This is a genomic window from Streptomyces chattanoogensis, assembly GCF_001294335.1.
GTDB lineage: Bacteria > Actinomycetota > Actinomycetes > Streptomycetales > Streptomycetaceae > Streptomyces > Streptomyces chattanoogensis.
Genome location: NZ_LGKG01000196.1, coordinates 226,581 through 246,532, shown reverse-complemented (window position 1 = coordinate 246,532; position 19,952 = coordinate 226,581). Strand labels below are relative to the sequence as shown.

Annotated in this window: 12 protein-coding genes and 1 pseudogene; 9 read left to right on the top strand and 4 right to left on the bottom strand. The window is 72.1% G+C overall.

All coding sequences use genetic code 11. The features are described 5' to 3' along the window. The first annotated feature begins 288 nt into the window (after positions 1-288). The 5 genes and pseudogenes from lepA (at position 289) to ADL29_RS37575 (ending at position 8,786) form a co-directional block, all read left to right on the top strand. Positions 289-2,157: a translation elongation factor 4 gene (gene lepA, locus ADL29_RS37595; RefSeq protein ID WP_053927960.1), complete on the top strand. Its 1,869-nt coding sequence runs from the start codon at positions 289-291 to the stop codon at positions 2,155-2,157. Between the two features lie 361 nt (positions 2,158-2,518). Next, entirely contained in the window at positions 2,519-4,405 is a 1,887-nt protein-coding gene (locus tag ADL29_RS37590) for an AMP-dependent synthetase/ligase (RefSeq protein WP_053928076.1), read from the top strand. A gap of 323 nt (positions 4,406-4,728) precedes the next feature. Further along, positions 4,729-6,825 carry a SpoIIE family protein phosphatase gene (locus tag ADL29_RS37585; protein WP_053927959.1) on the top strand — a complete coding sequence of 699 codons (2,097 nt, stop codon included), beginning with the start codon at positions 4,729-4,731 and terminating at the stop codon, positions 6,823-6,825. A 46-nt stretch (positions 6,826-6,871) separates the two neighbouring features. Continuing rightward, on the top strand, positions 6,872-8,104 hold the full coding sequence (gene hemW, locus ADL29_RS37580; protein WP_053928075.1) for a radical SAM family heme chaperone HemW: 1,233 nt from the start codon (positions 6,872-6,874) through the stop codon (positions 8,102-8,104). 102 nt (positions 8,105-8,206) lie between these two features. Beyond that, positions 8,207-8,786 (top strand): annotated as a pseudogene (locus tag ADL29_RS37575) (Uma2 family endonuclease). Here ADL29_RS37575 and ADL29_RS37570 read toward each other — a convergent pair. Together ADL29_RS37570 and ADL29_RS37565 are read right to left on the bottom strand one after the other, a co-directional pair. Beyond that, entirely contained in the window at positions 8,764-9,597 is an 834-nt protein-coding gene (locus ADL29_RS37570) for a DUF3097 domain-containing protein (RefSeq protein WP_053927958.1), read from the bottom strand. The pseudogene ADL29_RS37575 and the gene ADL29_RS37570 sit on opposite strands and share 23 nt — an antisense overlap. 65 nt (positions 9,598-9,662) lie before the next feature. Further along, positions 9,663-10,400: an MBL fold metallo-hydrolase gene (locus ADL29_RS37565; protein ID WP_053927957.1), complete on the bottom strand. Its 738-nt coding sequence runs from the start codon at positions 10,398-10,400 to the stop codon at positions 9,663-9,665. Between the two features lie 216 nt (positions 10,401-10,616). Here ADL29_RS37565 and hrcA point away from each other — a divergent pair, with 216 nt between their 5' ends. From hrcA to ADL29_RS37545, 4 genes are all read left to right on the top strand, one after another. Then, positions 10,617-11,633, top strand: a complete 1,017-nt coding sequence (gene hrcA / locus ADL29_RS37560) for a heat-inducible transcriptional repressor HrcA (protein ID WP_046928069.1) — start codon at positions 10,617-10,619, stop codon at positions 11,631-11,633. Next, positions 11,634-12,770 carry a molecular chaperone DnaJ gene (gene dnaJ / locus ADL29_RS37555; protein ID WP_046928070.1) on the top strand — a complete coding sequence of 379 codons (1,137 nt, stop codon included), beginning with the start codon at positions 11,634-11,636 and terminating at the stop codon, positions 12,768-12,770. A 124-nt stretch (positions 12,771-12,894) separates the two neighbouring features. Beyond that, positions 12,895-13,983, top strand: coding sequence for a nitronate monooxygenase (locus ADL29_RS37550; protein ID WP_053927956.1), 1,089 nt, complete (start codon positions 12,895-12,897; stop codon positions 13,981-13,983). Further along, positions 13,980-14,723, top strand: coding sequence for a 16S rRNA (uracil(1498)-N(3))-methyltransferase (locus ADL29_RS37545; RefSeq protein WP_053927955.1), 744 nt, complete (start codon positions 13,980-13,982; stop codon positions 14,721-14,723). Before ADL29_RS37550 ends, ADL29_RS37545 begins: the two co-directional genes overlap by 4 nt. An 18-nt stretch (positions 14,724-14,741) precedes the next feature. Here the strand turns inward: ADL29_RS37545 and ADL29_RS37540 are convergent, their stop codons facing one another. Continuing rightward, positions 14,742-17,147 (bottom strand): hypothetical protein, encoded by a 2,406-nt coding sequence (locus ADL29_RS37540; protein WP_157878672.1) that lies wholly within the window; start codon positions 17,145-17,147, stop codon positions 14,742-14,744. Between the two features lie 145 nt (positions 17,148-17,292). Continuing rightward, a complete protein-coding gene (locus ADL29_RS37535) occupies positions 17,293-19,755 on the bottom strand; it encodes a hypothetical protein (protein ID WP_053927953.1) in 2,463 nt (820 codons plus the stop codon). Positions 19,756-19,952: the final 197 nt, after the last annotated feature.

Below are 19,952 nucleotides of genomic sequence, written 5' to 3'. Positions count from 1 at the left end.
CCGCGTACGAGAGAGGGCACGAAGCGCAGTGGACCAGGTTACCAGCAGGGTCTACGCCCTCCCAAACCGGCCCTGAGCCGTCCGCTGAGCCGTTCCCCGGGAGCCGGCCGGAGCCGCCCCGGCGGCCGGAAACCGGCTCTCGCCTCCCCCGCCCGGCAGCGTCCGGATCCCCGTCCCGGCCCCATCCCGCCCCGCCCAAAACGACCCGCGCCGTCCGCGCATGGGACCATGGGGGAGACGTCATATATCCGAGTCCCGCCAAACCCGCGTTCACTGAATGGACCCTGCGTGCCCGCGACCCCTACGAACGTGCCGGAGCCGAGCCGTACCGACCCGGCTCTCCTCCGTAACTTCTGCATCATCGCGCACATCGACCACGGCAAGTCGACGCTCGCCGACCGGATGCTCCAGCTCACCGGTGTCGTCGACCAGCGGCAGATGCGCGCGCAGTACCTCGACCGCATGGACATCGAGCGCGAGCGCGGCATCACGATCAAGTCCCAGGCGGTCCGGCTGCCCTGGTCGCCCTCCGAGGGCGAGGAGAGCAGTGGTACCACCCACATCCTCAACATGATCGACACGCCGGGCCACGTCGACTTCACCTACGAGGTGTCGCGCTCCCTCGCCGCGTGCGAGGGGTGCATCCTCCTCGTCGACGCCGCCCAGGGCATCGAGGCCCAGACCCTCGCCAACCTCTACCTGGCGATGGAGAACGACCTCACGATCATTCCCGTGCTGAACAAGATCGACCTGCCGGCCGCGCAGCCCGAGAAGTTCGCCGCCGAGCTGGCGAACCTGGTCGGCTGCGAGCCCGAGGACGTCCTGAAGGTGTCGGCCAAGACCGGCGTCGGCGTGCCCGAGCTGCTGGACCGCGTGGTCCGCGACGTCCCGGCGCCGGTCGGCGTCAAGGACGCGCCCGCCCGCGCGATGATCTTCGACTCGGTCTACGACGCGTACCGCGGTGTGGTGACCTATGTGAAGGTCGTCGACGGCACGCTCAACAAGCGCGAGCGCATCAAGATGATGTCCACCGGTGCCGCGCACGAGCTGCTGGAGATCGGGACGAACTCGCCGGAGATGACGCCGGCGGACGGCCTCTCCGTCGGCGAGGTGGGCTATCTCATCACCGGTGTGAAGGACGTCCGGCAGTCCAAGGTCGGCGACACGATCACCCAGCACACCAAGGGCGCCACCGAGCCGCTCGGCGGCTACAAGGATCCCAAGCCCATGGTGTTCTCGGGCCTCTACCCCCTCGACGGCTCGGACTACCCCGAGCTGCGCGAGGCCCTCGACAAGCTCCAGCTCAACGACGCGGCGCTGGTCTACGAGCCGGAGACCTCCGCGGCCCTCGGCTTCGGCTTCCGCGTCGGCTTCCTGGGGCTGCTGCACCTCGAGGTCATCCGCGAGCGCCTGGAGCGCGAGTTCGGGCTGGACCTGATCGCCACCGCGCCGAACGTCGTCTACCGGGTGGACATGGAGGACGGCACCGAGCACACCGTCACCAACCCGAGCGAGTTCCCGGTCGGGAAGATCGACCAGGTCCACGAGCCGGTCGTACGGGCCACGATCCTGGCCCCGAGCGAGTTCATCGGCGCGATCATGGAGCTGTGCCAGACCCGCCGCGGCACCCTGCTCGGCATGGACTACCTCTCCGAGGACCGGGTCGAGATCCGCTACACCCTGCCGCTCGCCGAGGTCGTCTTCGACTTCTTCGACCAGCTGAAGTCCAAGACGCGCGGTTATGCGTCGCTGGACTACGAGCCCACCGGTGAGCAGACGTCCGACCTGGTCAAGGTGGACATCCTGCTGCACGGCGACAAGGTGGACGCCTTCTCCGCGATCACCCACAAGGACAAGGCCTACGCCTACGGTGTCCGGCTGGTCGCCAAGCTGCGTGAGCTGATCCCGCGGCAGGGCTTCGAGGTGCCGATCCAGGCCGCCATCGGCAGCCGGGTCATCGCCCGTGAGACGGTCCGCGCCATCCGCAAGGACGTCCTCGCCAAGTGCTACGGCGGTGACATCTCCCGTAAGCGGAAGCTGCTGGAGAAGCAGAAGGAAGGCAAGAAGCGGATGAAGATGGTCGGCAGCGTGGAGGTGCCGCAGGACGCCTTCATCGCGGTGCTGTCCTCGGACACCGACGGCGACAAGAAGAAGTAGCCGACACGGCACGTGAACAGCAGGGCGCCGGTTCCCCGGGAACCGGCGCCCTGTCGTCTGTCCGGGTGGGCATCGGCGCGTACGCGGGGTGCATTCGTGGCGCGTACGGAGCGTTGCAGGTCCGGTTTGCGTGCCCCGTGATACGGCCGTGACCTGGAGTTTCAGTCCTGTCGCAGGGCCTCGTGGGCGCTTTGTCGGAGGATGCGCATGCCCTATGCGTGCTCTGTGCACCTATCGCACTGGTCACATCGTGAACGAGTCGGCCGCAGCCCCTTACGCGTCGGCGCAACGCGCTCTACTCTGATCACGCTCAAAGGTTACTCGCGAGTCACCAGCAACGATGCGGGCCCCGGAGGATGCCGTGACGGACACCCACACGCTGATCGAAAACCGGCCGCCCTCGGTGGCGACACTCTTCCTGGAGCGGGTGGCGGCCACTCCTGATGCCGAGGCCTATCGCTATCCGGTCCCGCCGTCCTCGGGGAGTGGCCCCGACGGCTGGAAGGCGCTCACCTGGGCCGAGGCCGCGCAGCGGGTCCATGCCGTCGCGGCCGGGCTGATCGCGCTGGGCGTCCGGCCGGAGGAGCGGGTGGCGCTGGCCGCCAACACCCGCGTCGAATGGATCCTCGCCGACCTCGGTGTGCTGTGCTCCGGCGCCGCCACCACCACGGTCTACCCCAGCACCAACGCCGAGGAGACGGCCTACATCCTGGCCGACTCCGGCAGCCGGGTGCTGATCGCCGAGGACGCCGCCCAGCTCGCCAAGGCCCGCGAGCAGCGCGCCGGGCTGCCCGAGCTCGCGCATGTCGTGGTCATCGACGAGGCGGACGCCCGGCCCGCCGAGGACGACCCCGACGGCTGGGTGCTCTCTCTGGCCGACCTGGAGAAGCGCGGCGCCGCCCATCTGGAGGAGAACCCGGACTGCGTCACGGAGCGGGTCGCCGCGCTGCGCGCCGACCAGCTGGCGACGCTGATCTACACCTCGGGGACCACCGGCCGCCCCAAGGGCGTACGGCTGCCGCACGACTGCTGGGCGTACATGGCGCGCGCGATCCAGGCGACCGGGCTCGTGACCGAGGACGATGTGCAGTACCTGTGGCTGCCGCTGGCGCATGTCTTCGGAAAGGTACTGACGGCCGGTCAGATCTCGGTCGGGCATGTCATCGCCGTCGACGGCCGCGTGGACAAGATCATCGAGAATCTGCCGGTGGTCCGGCCCACCTACATGGCCGCGGTGCCGCGGATCTTCGAGAAGGTCTACAACGGTGTCGCGGCCAAGGCCCGGGAGGGTGGCGGCGCCAAGTACAAGATCTTCCAGTGGGCGGCCGGGGTGGCCCGCGAGTACGCCAAGGTCTCGCAGGACAACTTCAAGCGCACCGGCAACGCCTCGGTGCCGTTCACGCTCGGCGCCAAGCACAAGGTCGCCGACGCGCTGGTGTACGCCAAGCTGCGGGAGGCGTTCGGCGGGCAGCTGCGCGCCGCGGTGTCCGGCTCGGCGGCGCTCTCCCCGGAGATCGGCTACTTCTTCTCCGGCGCCGGCATCCACATCCTGGAGGGCTACGGCCTGACCGAGTCCAGCGCCGCCAGCTTCGTCAATCCCGGCGAGTCGTACCGCACCGGCACCGTCGGCAAGCCGCTGCCGGGCACGGAGGTCCGCATCGCCGAGGACGGGGAGATCCTGCTGCGCGGTCCCGGCATCATGCAGGGCTACCACGGGCTGCCGGAGAAGACGGCCGAGGTGCTGGAGTCCGACGGCTGGTTCCACACCGGTGACATCGGCGAGCTGTCCGCGGACGGCTATCTGCGGATCACCGACCGCAAGAAGGACCTGATCAAGACCTCGGGCGGCAAGTACATCGCGCCCGCCGAGGTCGAGGGGCAGTTCAAGGCGGTCTGCCCGTTCGTCTCCAATGTGCTGGTGCACGGTGCCAACCGGAACTTCTGCACCGCGCTGATCGCGCTCGACGAGCCGACGATCATGGGCTGGGCCAAGGAGCGCGGCCTGGGCGCCACATACGCCGAGGTCGTCGCCACCGACCAGGTCCGCGAGCTGGTCGACGGCTATGTCGAGCGGGTGAACGAGGGGCTGCAGCGCTGGCAGCAGATCCGCAAGTTCCGCATCCTGCCGCGCGACCTGGACATCGAGCACGGCGAGGTGACGCCCAGCCTCAAGGTCAAGCGGCCGGTGGTGGAGCGGGTGTTCAAGGACCTGATCGAGGAGATGTACGCCGGGGCGCGGGAGGCGTGACGGCGGACCCGCCGGCCGGCGGGGCGGGGTGGCCCGGGGTGGCGTGAGTGCCGTCGCCGGCCGCCCCGCCGCCCCGTACGGGCGGCCGGGAGCGGGTTCACCACCGGACATCTGGTACATGTCGGCCAACTCCCTTGGCGTGTCAGCCGAATCGACCCCCTTGAGCAGCAACTTCGGTGACTCCGTGCTTATGGCCGCGCTCGGTCTGTCACTCTGTCGGTGGCGCACCCGGCGCTGACGCGGAGCTGCTCGGGAGTTGGTCAATGAGGACGACAACTTCATCACCACCGGACGCATCACTGGACGCCCTGCCGGCCGGCATCATGACGGCGTGCGCGATGCCCGACGGCCGTCCCCGTGGCGGGCATTCCCGCGCCGCCCATCTGCCCGGCGACCCGCGCGCCGCGGCCGCCGCCCGGCAGTTCGTCCGCACCGTGTTCGCCGACTGGACCGCCCAGGGGCTGCCCGGCTCGGCGGATCTCACCGACCGGCTGGCGGACGAAGCGGTGCTGCTGGTCAGCGAGTTGGTCACCAACGCCGTGGTGCACGCGGGCACCGCCGTCGAGCTGCGCTGCTGCCTGGAGCCGGGGGACGGGCCGGATCCCTACGAGGCTGCTGATCCCTACGAGACCGCTGATCCCTACAAGGGCGCGGATCCGTACCAGGGCCCGGACCCGTACCGGAGCGCCGATCTCTACGGGAGCCCGGATCCGTACGCAGGCCCGCCCCCGGACCCCGACAGGCCGGACGGCACGGCCCGCACCGCCGTCGTCATCGAGGTTTCCGACCACCACCCGGCCCGCCCGGTGCGCGCCCGCGAGGAGGCCCCGGCGTCCGAAGGCGGCGGCCATGGACTGCAGCTGATCAGCGCGGTCGCCGAGTCCTGGGGCATCACCTACCGCCGCGCCCGGAAGACCGTATGGTTCCGGCTGCCCGCGGGCACCGAGAACGGCGCCCGGCCGGATGCGGAGGGCGTCTTCGACAACCAGCTGCTGCAGCGCGGCCTGCACGCCGCCGAACTCCTCGCGCCCACCCCGCGCCGCACCGTGCGGCACGTCTCCGAGGGCGACTGGGTGCACCAGGGCGCCCTGTCCTTCCTCGCCGAGGCCTCCGATCTGCTCTCCGGCCAGCTCGACGCCGACCAGGTCGCCTCACTCGCCGCCCAGCTGACCGTGCCGCGGCTCGCCGACTGGTGCGCGGTGTGGCTGTACGACGGCGACGGCGGCGCGCCCGGCCGCGGCATCGAGGGGGACGGCGAGGCGCAGCGGCTGGCCCGCGTCTGGCACTCCCACGAGAGCCGGATCGATTCGCTGCGCAGCGCCCTGGAACAGGACCCGCCCCCGATGGCCGGCCACCACTCCGGCCTGAGCAGCACGCCCGCCGCGGTCCGCTGGCCCTGGCCGCCGGAGCCGAACGGCTACGGCCCTGGTGGCGCGGCCCTGGCCTGCCCCCTGGTGGCGGGCGGCCGCCGCCTGGGCACCCTCCTGCTCGGCCGGGCCGGTCTGCTCCGCTTCCCCGACGAGGTCATCGGCCTGGTGGAGGACCTGTGCCGCCGGGTCGCCCGCGCCGTGGCCACCGCCCGCGCCTACAGCCGTCAGGAACGCATCAGCCAGGTTCTGCAGCGCCGGCTGCTGCCCCGGGGCCGCGCGCAGGTGCCCGGCGTGGAGTCCGCGGTGGTCTACGAGCCCCGTGAGGGCGCCTGGGCGGGCGGCGACTTCTGGGACCTCTTCGACGCCGGGGACGGCCGCTGGTGCTTCGCCCTCGGCGATGTCTGCGGCAGCGGCCCCGAGGCGGCCGCGGTGACCGGCCTGGCCCGCCCGGTGCTGCGGCTGCTGGCCCGCGACGGCTTCGGGGTCGCCGAGGTCCTCGACCGCCTCAACAAGACGATGGCGCGGGAGGCCGCCGATTCCGTGGCGGCGGTCGCGGCAGCCGTGGCGGCCGCGGGCGCGGGCGCCGAGGCCCCCGTCGAGATCCGCGAGGAGGGTGAGCAGGCCCGCTTCCTGTCCCTCCTCTACGGCGAGATCGTGCCGTACCACGGCGGCCCCGGCGGCGCCCGCTGCACCCTCGCCAGCGCCGGCCACCCGCTCCCGCTGGTGCTGGGCGCGGACGGCGCGGTCCGGGTCGTCGCCGCGCCGCAGATGCTGCTGGGCGTCGTCGAGGACGCGAGCTACGTCAGCGAATCGTTCGACCTCTGCCCCGGGGAGACGCTGCTGTGCGTCACCGACGGGGTCACCGAGCGCCGCTCCGACGGCCGGCTCTTCGACGACGAGGACGGCCTGGCCACGGCCCTCGCCGCCTGCACCGGCCTGGGTGCCACCGCCATCGCGGATCACATCCGCAACACGGTGCACTCCTTCGCGCCCACCCCGCCCGACGACGACCTGGCGCTGCTGGTCCTCCAGGCGGCGGGGGAGGCGTAACGGGCGGCGGGACGCCACGCCTCCGCCATGACGGACAATGGATGCCATGCCTTCCGCACTGCCTGATGGTGAGCCGATGCCCGAGGACGGGGCGCTGCCCCGCTCTGCGCTGGCAGGGGCGGCCGGGCGACCCCTCGGTTTCTACCTCCACGTTCCGTACTGCGCGACCCGCTGCGGCTACTGCGACTTCAACACCTACACCGCGAGCGAGCTGCGCGGCTCCGGCGGCGCCCTGGCCTCTCGCGACAACTATGCCGACCACGTCGTCGAGGAGATCCGGCTGGCCCGCAAGGTGCTGGGCGACGACCCGCGCCCGGTGGAGACGGTCTTCGTGGGAGGCGGCACCCCGACCCTCCTCCCCGCCGCCGATCTGGTCCGCATGCTGGCCGCCATCCGCGACGAATTCGGCCTCGCCCCGGGCGCCGAGATCACCACCGAGGCCAACCCGGAATCCGTCGACCCGCGCTACCTCGCCGACCTCCGCGCCGGCGGCTTCAACCGCATCTCCTTCGGCATGCAGAGCGCCCGGCAGCACGTCCTGAAGATCCTCGACCGTACGCACACCCCCGGCCGCCCCGAGGCCTGCGTCGCCGAGGCCCGCGCGGCCGGATTCGAGCACGTCAACCTCGACCTGATCTACGGCACCCCCGGCGAGACCGACGACGACTGGCGGGCCTCCCTCGACGCGGCCCTCGGCGCCGGCCCCGACCACATCTCCGCCTACGCCCTGATCGTCGAGGAGGGCACCCAGCTCGCCCGCCGGATCCGCCGTGGCGAGGTCCCGATGACCGACGACGACGTCCACGCCGACCGCTACCTCATCGCCGACGAACGCCTCGCCGCGGCCGGTTTCACCTGGTACGAGGTCTCCAACTGGGCCACCACCGAGGCCGCCCGCTGCCGCCACAACGAGCTGTACTGGACCGGCGCCGACTGGTGGGGCGCGGGCCCCGGCGCCCACAGCCACGTCGGCGGCGTCCGCTGGTGGAACGTCAAGCACCCCGGCGCCTACGCCCAGGCCCTGGCCGAGGGCCGCTCCCCGGGCGCGGGCCGCGAGATCCTGCCGGACGAGGACCGGCGGGTGGAGCGCATCCTGCTGGAGCTGCGGCTGGCGGACGGCTGCCCGCTGGACATCCTGGCCTCCGCGGGGGCGCGGGCGGCGGAGCGGGCGTTGGCGGACGGGCTGCTGGAGGCGGGGCCGTATGAGGCCGGACGGGCCGTTCTGACACTGCGGGGGCGGTTGTTGGCTGACGCGGTGGTGCGGGATCTGGTGGACTGATACTCGTACGAGTGAACCAATGCGGGTGCGCTGAGCATCCGCCCGAGCTGTCCCCAGGCTGCCGTCGTACTAGGACGATGGTGGAAGCGGAGGGCCACGGAGATGACTGCGGTGGATGACCGGCCGATCACACACATCGTCAAGATGTTCGAGGGCCTTGAGGTTCCCGATGGGTTCAAGGCGGAACTCCTGCGGGGGGAAATCGTGATGATGGCGGGGCCGGATCTGGTGCACAACCGGATCGTGCTGAGGGCGCTGCGGCAGATCCCGGACCAGAAGTGGGACTGCCTCCAGACGCAGAACATCGATCTGCTGAGCGAAACCAGTGAGCCTCAGCCGGACCTCGTCGTGCTGGACCGCGATGCGGGGCCGGAATCAGGCCGCCTGCTGCCCGCCCAGCTCATCACGATGCTGGTCGAGGTCGTCTCCAAGAACAGCGTCGACCGCGATTACGGCGTCAAGCGCTCGATCTACGCAGCGGGAAAGATCCCTCATCATCGACCCCATCATGGCTCAGTGCGTGCTGCTCACCGATCCTGCCTACAGCGGTGAAGAGGCCGACTACCGGTGTCAGCACATCAGTAAATTCGGCGAGTCCGTGTCCTTGCCCATGCTCGGCATCGAGCTGGACACCTCGGAGTTCGGCACCCTCCCCAACGTCAAGCCGCACCGCCGACCGTAACGAAGTCGATCAGCTCCTCCACCCGCCCCAGCAACGCCGGCTCCAGGTCCTTGTACGACCGCACGCAGCCCAGGATCCGCTGCCACGCCACTCCGGTGTTCTCCGGCCAGCCCAGCGCCCGGCACACCCCCGTCTTCCAGTCCTGGCCGTGCGGGACGGACGGCCACGCCGGAATCCCCACCGACGCCGGTTTCACCGCCTCCCACACATCGATGTACGGATGGCCGACGACCAGCGCATGCTCCCCGGTGACCTCGGCCGCGATCCGGGACTCCTTCGACCCCGGCACCAGGTGATCCACCAGTACCCCCAGCCGGGCATCGGGCCCCGGTGCGAACCCCCGCACGATCGCCGGCAGATCGTCGATCCCCTCCAGGTACTCCACGACCACGCCCTCGATCCGCAGGTCGTCGCCCCAGACCCGCTCGACCAGCTCCGCGTCGTGCCGCCCTTCCACATAAATGCGCCCGGCGCGCGCGACGCGGGCGCGGGCGCCGGGCACGGCGAGCGATCCCGACGCCGTACGGGCCGGACGGCTCGGCGCCGGGCCGCTCCGGGGCCGTACGAGGGTGACGACGCGGCCCTCCAGCAGGAATCCGCGCGGCGCCATCGGGAAGACCCGGTGCTTGCCGAAGCGGTCCTCCAGGGTGACCGTCGGCCCCTCGGCCGTCTTCTCGCAGCGGATCACGGCGCCGCAGAAGCCGGTGGTGACCTCCTCCACGACGAGATCGGCCTCGGCCGCCACCTCGGGCGCGGGCTGCTGCTTCTTCCAGGGAGGGGTGAGGTCGGGGCCGTACTGCTTGCTGCGCATGGGGTGGCGGGGGTCCTGTTCTGGTGAGCGGGTGGCGTAAGGGACGGGCTTGCCGGGCGGGAGGATCAGGCGGGGGGCGTCACCCCGAAGCGCACGGCGAGCGCATCCCGCTGCGCCCGTACGAAGGCGGCGTCCACGACCGCCCCGTGCCCCGGTACGTACGCCGCGTCCTCGCCGCCGAGGGCCAGCAGCCGGTCCAGCGCCGCCGGCCACTGCTGCGGCAGCGCGTCGTGGCCGGCGCTCGGTTCGCCGGACTCCTCGACCAGGTCGCCGCAGAAGACGATCGCGGGGGCGCCGTGCCGGCCAGGCACCAGGACGGCCAGATCGTGGGCGGTGTGCCCGGGGCCGACATTGGCGAGGATGACCTGCCGGTCGCCGAGGTCGACGGCCAGTTCGTCGTGCACATGGTGATGCGGGCGCACCAGCAGATCGGTGGCCTCGGCGGCGGCATGCGCGTCGATGCCGTGGCGTTCCGCGTCCCGCCGCAGCTCGTCCCGCTCGCGCAGCAGCAGATCCGCCAGCCCGGTCGCGCCGAACACCTCGACCCCGGCGAACGCGGCGGTGCCCAGGACATGATCGAAATGCGGGTGGGTGAGCGCGATATGCGTCACGTCCCGGCCCAGCACGCCACGGATCGCACGCCGCAGATCGGCGCCGTCGCGCAGGGACGCGCCGGTGTCGACGATCATCACCCCGGTCGATCCGGCGATCACGCCGATGGTCTCGTCCCAGCCCGGCATCCGCCGCCTGGCGACACCTTCACCGAGCCGTTCCCACCCGGCCTCTTCCCAAGCACTGTGCATACCGAGACGCTAGCTCCATCGCGATAGCGTTGCCCGACAGACCGGCCAAGAACGACCGATCACGGTCACCCGGCGGAGGTTCGGCGACGGTTCGTTACGGCTGCCCTTGCCGCGGTTGCGCTACCCGGCCGTACACTGGCTTACGGTCTGGCACTCGGCCCGTGTGAGTGCCAGGAGTGACCGGATGGCGACATGGCAGGACTGGAGGTGCGCGGAATGCTCAGTGAACGCAGGCTCGAAGTGCTGCGCGCCATCGTCCAGGACTATGTCGGCACGGAGGAGCCGGTCGGCTCGAAGGCGCTCACGGAGCGCCACAAGCTCGGCGTCTCCCCGGCCACCATCCGCAACGACATGGCCGCCCTGGAGGACGAGGGATTCATCGCCCAGCCGCACACCAGCGCCGGGCGGATCCCCACCGACAAGGGGTACCGCCTCTTCGTCGACAGGCTGGCGGGCGTCAAGCCGCTGTCGTCCCCGGAGCGGCGGGCCATCCAGAACTTCCTCGACGGCGCCGTCGACCTCGATGACGTCGTCGGTCGCACGGTCCGGCTGCTGGCGCAGCTGACCCGCCAGGTGGCGGTGGTGCAGTACCCGTCGCTGACCCGGTCCACGGTCCGCCATGTCGAGCTGCTGGCGCTGGCCCCGGCCCGGCTGATGCTCGTACTGATCACCGACACCGGACGGGTCGAGCAGCGGCTGATCGACTGCCAGGCGCCGTTCGGCGAGACCTCGCTCGCGGATCTGCGGGCGCGGCTCAACAGCCGTGTGGTGGGGCGCCGTTTCACGGATGTGCCCCAGTTGGTGCAAGATCTCCCGGAGTCCTTCGAGCAGGACGACCGCGGCACGGTCTCGACAGTGCTGTCGGTGTTGCTGGAGACTCTGGTGGAGGAGACCGAAGAGCGGCTGATGATCGGCGGCACCGCCAACCTCACGCGCTTCGGACACGATTTCCCCCTGACCATCCGCCCGGTGCTGGAGGCCCTTGAGGAGCATGTGGTGCTGCTCAAGCTGCTCGGGGAAGCCAAGGACTCGGGCATGACCGTACGTATCGGGCATGAGAATGCCCACGAAGGCCTGACGTCCACATCGGTCGTGGCCGTCGGTTACGGTTCGGGCGACGAGGCAGTCGCCAAACTCGGCGTGGTCGGACCGACCCGCATGGACTACCCCGGAACGATGGGAGCGGTACGCGCAGTGGCACGTTACGTCGGACAAATCCTCGCGGAGTCGTAAGTGGCCACGGATTACTACTCGGTCCTCGGCGTCAGCCGTGACGCCTCGCAGGACCAGATCAAGAAGGCCTTCCGTCGGCTGGCGCGCGAGCTGCACCCGGACGTGAACCCGGATCCGAAGACCCAGGAGCGGTTCAAGGAGATCAACGCCGCTTACGAGGTGCTGTCGGACCCGCAGAAGAAGCAGGTCTACGACCTCGGTGGCGACCCGCTCTCGCAGTCGGGCGGCGCCGGCGGCGCGGGCGGTTTCGGTGCCGGCTTCGGCAACTTCTCCGACATCATGGACGCCTTCTTCGGCACGGCCTCGCAGCGCGGCCCGCGCTCGCGCACCCGCCGCGGCCAGGACGCCATGATCCGGCTCGACATCGAGCTGAACGAGGCGGCCTTCGGTACGACCAAGGACATCCAGGTCGACACCGCCATCGTCTGTACGACGTGCACCGGCGAGGGCGCGGCGCCCGGTACGTCCGCGCAGACCTGTGACATGTGCCGCGGCCGCGGTGAGGTCTCGCAGGTCACCCGGTCCTTCCTCGGCCAGGTCATGACCTCGCGGCCGTGTCCGCAGTGCCAGGGCTTCGGTACGGTCGTGCCGACGCCGTGCCCCGAGTGCGCCGGTGACGGCCGGATCCGCTCCCGTCGCACGCTGACGGTCAAGATCCCCGCCGGTGTCGACAACGGCACCCGCATCCAGCTCGCGGGCGAGGGCGAGGTCGGCCCCGGCGGCGGCCCGGCCGGTGACCTCTACGTCGAGATCCACGAGCTGGCGCACCCGGTCTTCCAGCGGCGCGGCGACGATCTGCACTGCACGGTCACCATCCCGATGACGGCGGCGGCGCTGGGCACGAAGTGCCCGCTGGAGACGCTGGACGGGGTGGAGGAGATCGATGTCCGGCCCGGTACCCAGTCCGGCCAGTCGATCCCGCTGCACCAGCGCGGTGTCACGCATCTGCGCGGCGGCGGCCGCGGCGATCTGATCGTCCATGTCGAGGTGCAGACGCCCACCAAGCTCGACCCCGAGCAGGAGGAGCTGCTGCGGCGGCTGGCCAAGCTGCGCGGCGAGGAACGGCCCACGGGGCAGTTCCAGCCGGGGCAGCAGGGCCTGTTCTCGCGCCTCAAGGATGCGTTCAACGGGCGGTAGTCCCACCAGGGGTTGTCCCCCGGGAAGACACCGCAACGGCCCTTAGGTCCGTACCTTCTGGGCCCCTGACCTGCGCCGAGCCCCTGATGCGGGGGCTCGGCGCGTCCCGTGACACGATGTAGCCATGCCCACCGCACTGACCGATCTCTGCCGCTACCCGATCGTGCAGGCGCCGATGGCGGGAGGCGGCTCCGGACCCGGGCTGGCCGCCGCCGTCTGCGGCGCCGGCGGTCTCGGCTTTCTCGCCGCCGGCTACAAGACCGCCGACGGCATGTATCAGGAGATCAAACAGCTGCGGTCGCTGACCGACCGGCCCTTCGGCGTCAATCTCTTCATGCCGCAGCCCTCGCTGGCCGACCCCGCCGCCGTCGAGGTCTACCGCGAGCAGCTCGCCGGCGAGACCGCCTGGTACGAGACCGAGCTCGGCGACATCGACGGGCCCAGCGACGACGGCTACGAGGCCAAGCTCGCGATACTGCGGGAAGACCCGGTGCCGATGGTGTCGTTCACCTTCGGCTGCCCCTCGCGGGCCGTTCTCGACTCCTTCGCCAAGGTCGGTACGTACACCGTCGTCACGGTCACCACGGCCGCCGAGGCACAGGCCGCGCAGTGGTCGGGCGCGGATGCGGTGTGCGTCCAGGGCATCGAGGCCGGCGGCCACCAGGGCACCCACCGGGACGATCCGCATGCGGACGGGAGCGGCGCGGGGCTGGGACTGCTGGCGCTGCTCGGCCAGGTCCGCGAGGCGGTGCAGATCCCGCTGATCGCCGCGGGCGGGCTGATGCGGGGGTCACAGATCGCGGCGGTGCTGGCCGCCGGGGCGTCGATGGCCCAGCTGGGCACCGCCTTCCTCGCCACCCCCGAGTCGGGCGCGCACCCGCTGCACAAGCAGGCGCTGACCAACCCCCTGTTCACGCATACGGAGTTGACCCGGGCGTTCTCCGGGCGTCCGGCCCGCGGCCTGGTGAACCGTTTCATGCGCGAGCACGGACCGTACGCCCCGGCCGCCTACCCCGCCGTCCACTACCTCACCTCCACCGTGCGCAAGGCCGCGGCCAAGGCCGGTGACGCACAGGGCCTCAGCCTCTGGGCGGGGCAGGGGCACCGGCTCGCCCGGGAGCTGCCCGCCGGGCGGCTCGTCGAGATCCTGGCGGGTGAGATGGACGCGGCGCGCGCCGCGCTGAACCTCTCTGCCGGGGGCGGCGCCTCATGACCGCCCCGGTCTTTCTCGTCGACTCCCTCGCGGACGTACGGGCCGGCGGCTCGCTGACCCTGGACGGGCCGGAGGGCCGGCACGCGGTGTCGGTGCGGCGGCTGCGGGTGGGCGAGGAGGTCGTGCTGACGGACGGTCAGGGGACGGGCGCCTACGGCACGGTCGGCGCCGTGGAGGGCAAGGACCGCCTCACCGTCGCCGTCAGCGGAATCCGCACCGAGGCCCCGCCGGTGCCCACCCTCACCGTCGTCCAGGCGCTGCCCAAGGGCGACCGCGGCGAGCTCGCCGTCGAGACCATGACCGAGACCGGCGTGGATGCCATCGTGCCCTGGGCGGCGGCGCGTTGTATCACCCAGTGGAAGGGCGAGCGGGCCGCCAAATCGCTGGCCAAGTGGCGCGCCACGGCCCGCGAGGCGGGCAAGCAGTCGCGGCGCCTCACCTTCCCCCAGGTCGCCGATCCGCTGACGACCAAGCAGGTGGCCGCGCTCCTCGCCGACGCCGACTTCGCCGCCGTCCTCCACGAAGAGGGCAGCACCCCCCTGGCCACCGCCGAACTCCCCGCCGAGGGCTCGATCGTGCTCGTCGTCGGCCCCGAAGGCGGCGTCTCCCCGGAGGAGCTGACCGCCTTCGCCGAGGCAGGCGCCAAGCCGTACCGCCTCGGGACGACCGTCCTGCGCACCTCCACCGCCGGTACGGCCGCCACGGCGCTGCTGCTGGGGCGTACCGGGCGCTGGAGCTGACCCCGGACGGCCCCGCGGTCAGACGCGGGCCACCGCACCGGCGGTGGATATCAGCTCGGTGAGCGTGCCGGCGAACGTCGGCAGCAGCTGGAGACAGACGGCCCAGGCTTCGGCATTGCCGCCGAGGTGGGCGTCGGTGAGGGCGGTGACCTGGGCGCGCAAGGCCAGGCGGTCCGTGGCCGGCGCTTTGGTGACGGCCTCGACGAGGTGGTGCAGGGCCGATTGCGCGGGTGCGGCGTGGGCCAGCAGGTCCTCGGGGGTCAGGGCGCCGGATGCCAGGGTGCGCCAGACCCAGTTTCCGCGGTCGTAGAAGCCCCGGGGGTGCGCGGGCGGCGTGCTGCGCAGCGCCGCCAGCCGCATCTCCCGTGGGCAGTCCGCAAGCTCCGCCAGGGCGGCCGGGAGATGGTCCGGGAGACGGCCCGTGCGCTGCGCCTCGACCAGCGCGGCCCAGGGGAGCGGGACGCCGTCGCCGACCAGTCGCGACGGCGGGTGCCCGAGCAGCTTTGCCGGGTCCTCCTCGGCGGCGAGCCGGTCGCGCAGCCGCTCCAGTCCGTCCGGGGCGTCCAGGAGCTTCTCCGTCTGACGGCGGAGGGTGACCGGGAGGCGGTCCATGGCCAGGATCTCGCGGACGGCGTCCGGGCCGCCGCGCTCCCAGACGGCGGTCAGCAGCCGCAGCCGCGCCGCCGGCATCGCGAATCTGAGGCGGCCGACGATCTTACGGGCCACCCCGAGATCGCCGGATTCCAGCCCCGCGATCAGCCAGTGGCGGTAGTGGCCGAGATTGACCTCGTCGAGCGCGTCGAGGAGCTCCCCGGGCACCTCGCTGCGCGTCCCGCCACCGCGCAGCCGCCCGGCGAGCATCCGCTCCCGCTCCCGCTGGTCGATGTGGCAGTGCGCGAACAGGTTGGCGTCGACGGCCGGTTCGTCGAGGTCGAGGAGGTACTCCAGCGTGGCGTCGGGCAGCTTGCGGCTGGAGGCGTACGAGGCGAGGGCCGGTACGCCGTGCGTGGCCACGAGCGCCTCCCGGACGGCCGGGGCGGGATCGCCGTACACCAGGAAGTGCTGTACGGCGCGGGCGTCCAGATGCGGTACGACGGCGATTTGCGCGGCCTCCGGGGCGCACTGCAGGACGTTGAGGAACACGGCGCGCGAATCCCCGGGGGCGGTGACCGGGAACACCGCCTCCAGGGGGCGCGGCCAGGTGGTGGTGCGCTTCTTGGGGGAGCCGGCCGAGGCGGCGTCGGCGATCAGCTCGGGGGCGGTGCCGTCGGTGCGGCCCATGCGGGCGTAGAACGTCAGCCAGTTGACCGGGTCCGCGCCCAGCGGGGCGACCAGAGCGGCGACGGCCTCGCGGGTCGGCTCATGGTCGTAGGGGAGGGCGTCCAGCACGTCCCGCGCCGGTGTCAGTTCGCCGAGCACGCGGTCGAGATGGCCCGTGAGGACACCGTGCCTGACGATCCTGCCGTCCGGCCCCTTTCCGGTCCACATCCTGGCCACTTCCTCGAAGGGCATCCGGGCGCCGGCGCGGAGGACCGCCCAGGAGCTGTCGGGGAGGCACTCCCCGATCAGCTCGTCCGGGCAGCCCTCCCACCCGACGAGGCGGACCAAGGGGTTCGCATGACGGTTCTCGGAGGGAACCCGTTTCCCGCCGAAGGGCCGCCGGTCGTGCTCGCGCAGGATGAGTTCCCAGCCGAGACCGGCGGGCTGCTCGACGTCGCGTTCCTCCATGCGCACCCGCAGCAGGGCGTGCGCATGGGCCGGGTCCGTCCACTCGCCGGCCGGCCGCCGCTCCTGGAGGAAGGCCCCCGGGTCCGGCGCCGCGGCGGCGGAGCGCAGCAGCTCGGCCAGCCCCGGGTGGGCGAGCTCGTCCGCCGTCGCCTCGATGCTCTTGGCGAGGTTCCCGATCGCCGGGGCACCGGCAAGCCGGGCGAGGTGCAGACAGGCATCGAGCACCACGGGCAGCGGCAGGTCCCGGCCCAGGTGGAGGACGGCGTGCTCGACCAGTTCGGGAAAGGGGCCGTGCAGGGCCGGTTCGAGCTCGAGGCCGCCGGGGTTCTCCAGCACGGCCGGGACCAGCCCGCCCGCCGCATACCAGCGCGGGTCCGTGGGGTCGGCCGCGGCCAGGATCGCCGACAGGAACTCGGGTACCCGGCGGTGCCGTTCGACGTACAGCACACGGGCGATCTCCGGATCGCCGGTCGCCGCCGCGCGGAGCAGGAATTCCCCGACGTCATCGGTCGCTGCGCGCCACAGCCCCTGCTCCTCCCACGCCGTCAGGGTCTCCACCGCCGACTCCGGCACACGGAGACGCTCGGACAGCGCGGCCACCGTCTCCGGCCACAGCCGCTCGGCGAGCGCGCCTGCGGTGGCCGGCCCGGCGAGCTGCAGGGCGAGACCAAGTACGGAGGGCGGCCTGTTGTTCACCTGACGATTCCCTTCGCGGGGCGGGCGGTGCGCACCGTTCGGTACGTCTTCGTTCGGTACGTCTTCGATCGTGACGTCTTCGATCGTGACACGGGCCACTGACAACGCAGCGGGCGCACCGTCCGGACCGCTGCGGCCTGCGCGTTCACGGGTGAACGCGGGTCACCGCCCCGGCCGTGGCGAGGAGTTCGGGCAGCGTGCCGGCGAACGTCGGCAGCAGCTGGAGACAGACGGCCCAGGCCTCGGCGTCCGCGGCCAGATGCTCCCGGGCCAGGCCCGCGGCCCGCTCACGCACCGGCTCCAGGCCCGGGGCGTCCGGCCCGCTGTCGCCGCAGCGTCGCAGAGAGCCGAGGGCATCGCGGGCGGGGGCCTTGTGGGTCAGGATGTCCACAGGGGTGAGCTTGCCGCTCTTGACGGCGTCGTGGATCCAGTCGATCGCGGGCACGGCGGGGCTCGTCAGCGCAGCCAGGAGCAGGCCCCGCGGACAGTCGGGGAGTTCCGCCAGCGGGCCGAGCAGGCCGGCGGGAAGCGTCCCGGCATTCTGCGCCGCGACCAGCGCGGACCAGGGCGGCTCCAGGCCCTCTCCGAGGAGCCGGTGCACCTGCTCCTCGGCATGGAGGGCCGACCTGCTGAGGTATGCCAGCAGCTTGGCCGGGGACTCCTCCTCGGCGAGTCGGTCGCGCAGCTGCGTCAGTCCGTCGGGGGCGTCCAGGAGCTTTTCGGTTTGGCGGCGGAGGGTGACCGGGAGGCGGTCCATGGCCAGGATCTCGCGGACGGCGTCGGGGCCGCCGCGCTCCCACACGGCGGCCAGCAGCCGCAGCCGGGACGCGGGCACATGGAGCCGCACCCGGTCCACGATCCTGCGGGCCACGCCGAGGTCCCCGGATTCCAGGCCGGCCAGCAGCCAGTCGCGGTCATGACTGACGCTCAGGTCGTCCAGTACCGCGAGCAGTTCCCCGGGGACCGGGCGGATGCCGCCGCCGCGGAGCCGTCCGGCCAGCATCCGCTTCCGCTCCGACGGGTCGAGGTCGGGGTCGTGGAACAGCAGGGCGTCCACCGCCGGTTCGTCGAGATCCAGGAGGTACTCCAGCTTCTCGTCGCCAAGGCCGTGCGCGGCGGCCATCGCCACCTGCGCCGGCACGCCGTGGGCGGCCACCGCCGCCTCGCGGACCGCCGGCGGGGGATCCCCGTAGATCAGGAGGTGCTGGACGGCCCGCGCGTCGAAGTGCGGGACGACGGCGATCTGCGCCTCCTCGGAGGCGCACTGGAACATGGCCAGAAACGCCGGCCGGGTGTTCTCGGGCGGGGAGGCCGGGAACTGCGCCGCCGACGGCCGCGGCCAGCTGGTGCGGCGCGTCCTGCGGGTGTCTGTCGAGCAGGCGTCGGCGATCAGGTCGGCGACGCTGCCGTCGGTGCGCCCGATACGGGCGTAGCAGGTCAGCCAGTTGACGGGGTCCGTGCCCAGCCGGCCGAGCAGGTCCGCCAGCGCCTTGCGGGTCGGTTCGTGGTCGTACGGCAGCGAGACCAGCACCGCCTCCGCCGGTGTCACCTCGGCCAGCACCCGCTCCGCGGACAGCCGGCCGGCACGGATGCCGGGCCCGAGGGCGTCCGCGAGGAGGCGCCAGCGATTGGCCTTCGAGGGCATGGTGAGCGCCTCGAAGGGCAGCTCGGCGGACCGTGCGGTGTCCTCCGGGGCCTCGCGGAAACCGTCCATGACCAGGTCGGCGGGGCAGCACTCCCAGCGGACGAGCCGGAGCAGCCGGCTGCCCACCCGGAAGTCCGGGGTGCGGCCGGTCTCCTGGCCGAACGGGAGCCGCTCGTGCTCGCGCCGGATCAGCTCCCAGTCCAGACCGTCGGGACGGACCGTGGGGCCGTTGCCGCTGCGCAGCGCCAGCAGGGCGCGCACGTGCGCGGGGTCGGTCCACTCCCCGGCGGGCCGGCGCTCCCTGAGGAACGCCACCGGGTCGGGGGCATCCGCGGCCTGCCGCAGCACGTCCAGGAACCAGGGGTGTCCCAGATCGCCCAGCTCAGGGATGGTCTCGATGCCGCGGACGAACGAGGCGACCCCGTTGCCGTCGGTGAGCTCGGCGACGGCGGCCGCGGCGTCCAGCATGACCGGCGGCGGGAGATACGGGCCCAGCATTGCGGTGGCATAGCCGATCAGCCGGGGGAACCCGCTGGTCAGGGCGAAGAAGAGGGTGGGGGCGTCGGCTTCGTCCTCGATCGCCTCGACCAGGCCGCCGTCCTCGTACCAGCGCTCGTCCCGGGGATCGGCGGCGCTCAGGATGACCGGCAGCAGCCGATCCCGCGCGCTCACCGGGATGTCCCAGCCGGGCCGGTACCGCGCTTCCCACAGCGCCCGCCCGACCGTCGGATCGCCGAGCTCCGCCGCCCGTATCAGCCACTCCTCGGGGTCCGCGGTCAGCGCGGCCCGCATCCGCGCGGGCTCCGCCCCCACCAGGTGTTCCACCGCCTCCTCCGGCAGCCCGAACCGGTAGGCGAGCGCGGCCAGCAGCTCCGGCCGCAGCCGCTCGGCGAGCGCATCGGCGGTGGCCGGGTCGGCCAGGCTCAGCGCGAGGCGAAGCGCACAGTGGGAGCTGTCGGTCACGGGCGGGGCCTTTCACGGAACGGAGCAGGACAGGCGGGACGGACGGGACGGACGGGCCGGGCCGAACGAACCGGACGGCGGTCTGCCCGACGGCATCCGGTACGTCAGTCCGGTACGTCAACCCGGTACGTCATCGATCGTGGCACGGACCACTGACAACGCCGGGACCGCACCGGACGGACCGCGGCGACCGGGGC

Coding starts and splice junctions, on each gene's coding strand:
- ADL29_RS37585 (WP_053927959.1), top strand. CDS start 4,729: ATGACGGCGTGCGCGATGCCCGACGGCCGTCCCCGTGGCGGGCATTCC.
- hemW (WP_053928075.1), top strand. CDS start 6,872: ATGCCTTCCGCACTGCCTGATGGTGAGCCGATGCCCGAGGACGGGGCG.
- ADL29_RS37570 (WP_053927958.1), bottom strand. CDS start 9,597: ATGCGCAGCAAGCAGTACGGCCCCGACCTCACCCCTCCCTGGAAGAAG.
- ADL29_RS37565 (WP_053927957.1), bottom strand. CDS start 10,400: ATGCACAGTGCTTGGGAAGAGGCCGGGTGGGAACGGCTCGGTGAAGGT.
- hrcA (WP_046928069.1), top strand. CDS start 10,617: ATGCTCAGTGAACGCAGGCTCGAAGTGCTGCGCGCCATCGTCCAGGAC.
- ADL29_RS37550 (WP_053927956.1), top strand. CDS start 12,895: ATGCCCACCGCACTGACCGATCTCTGCCGCTACCCGATCGTGCAGGCG.
- ADL29_RS37545 (WP_053927955.1), top strand. CDS start 13,980: ATGACCGCCCCGGTCTTTCTCGTCGACTCCCTCGCGGACGTACGGGCC.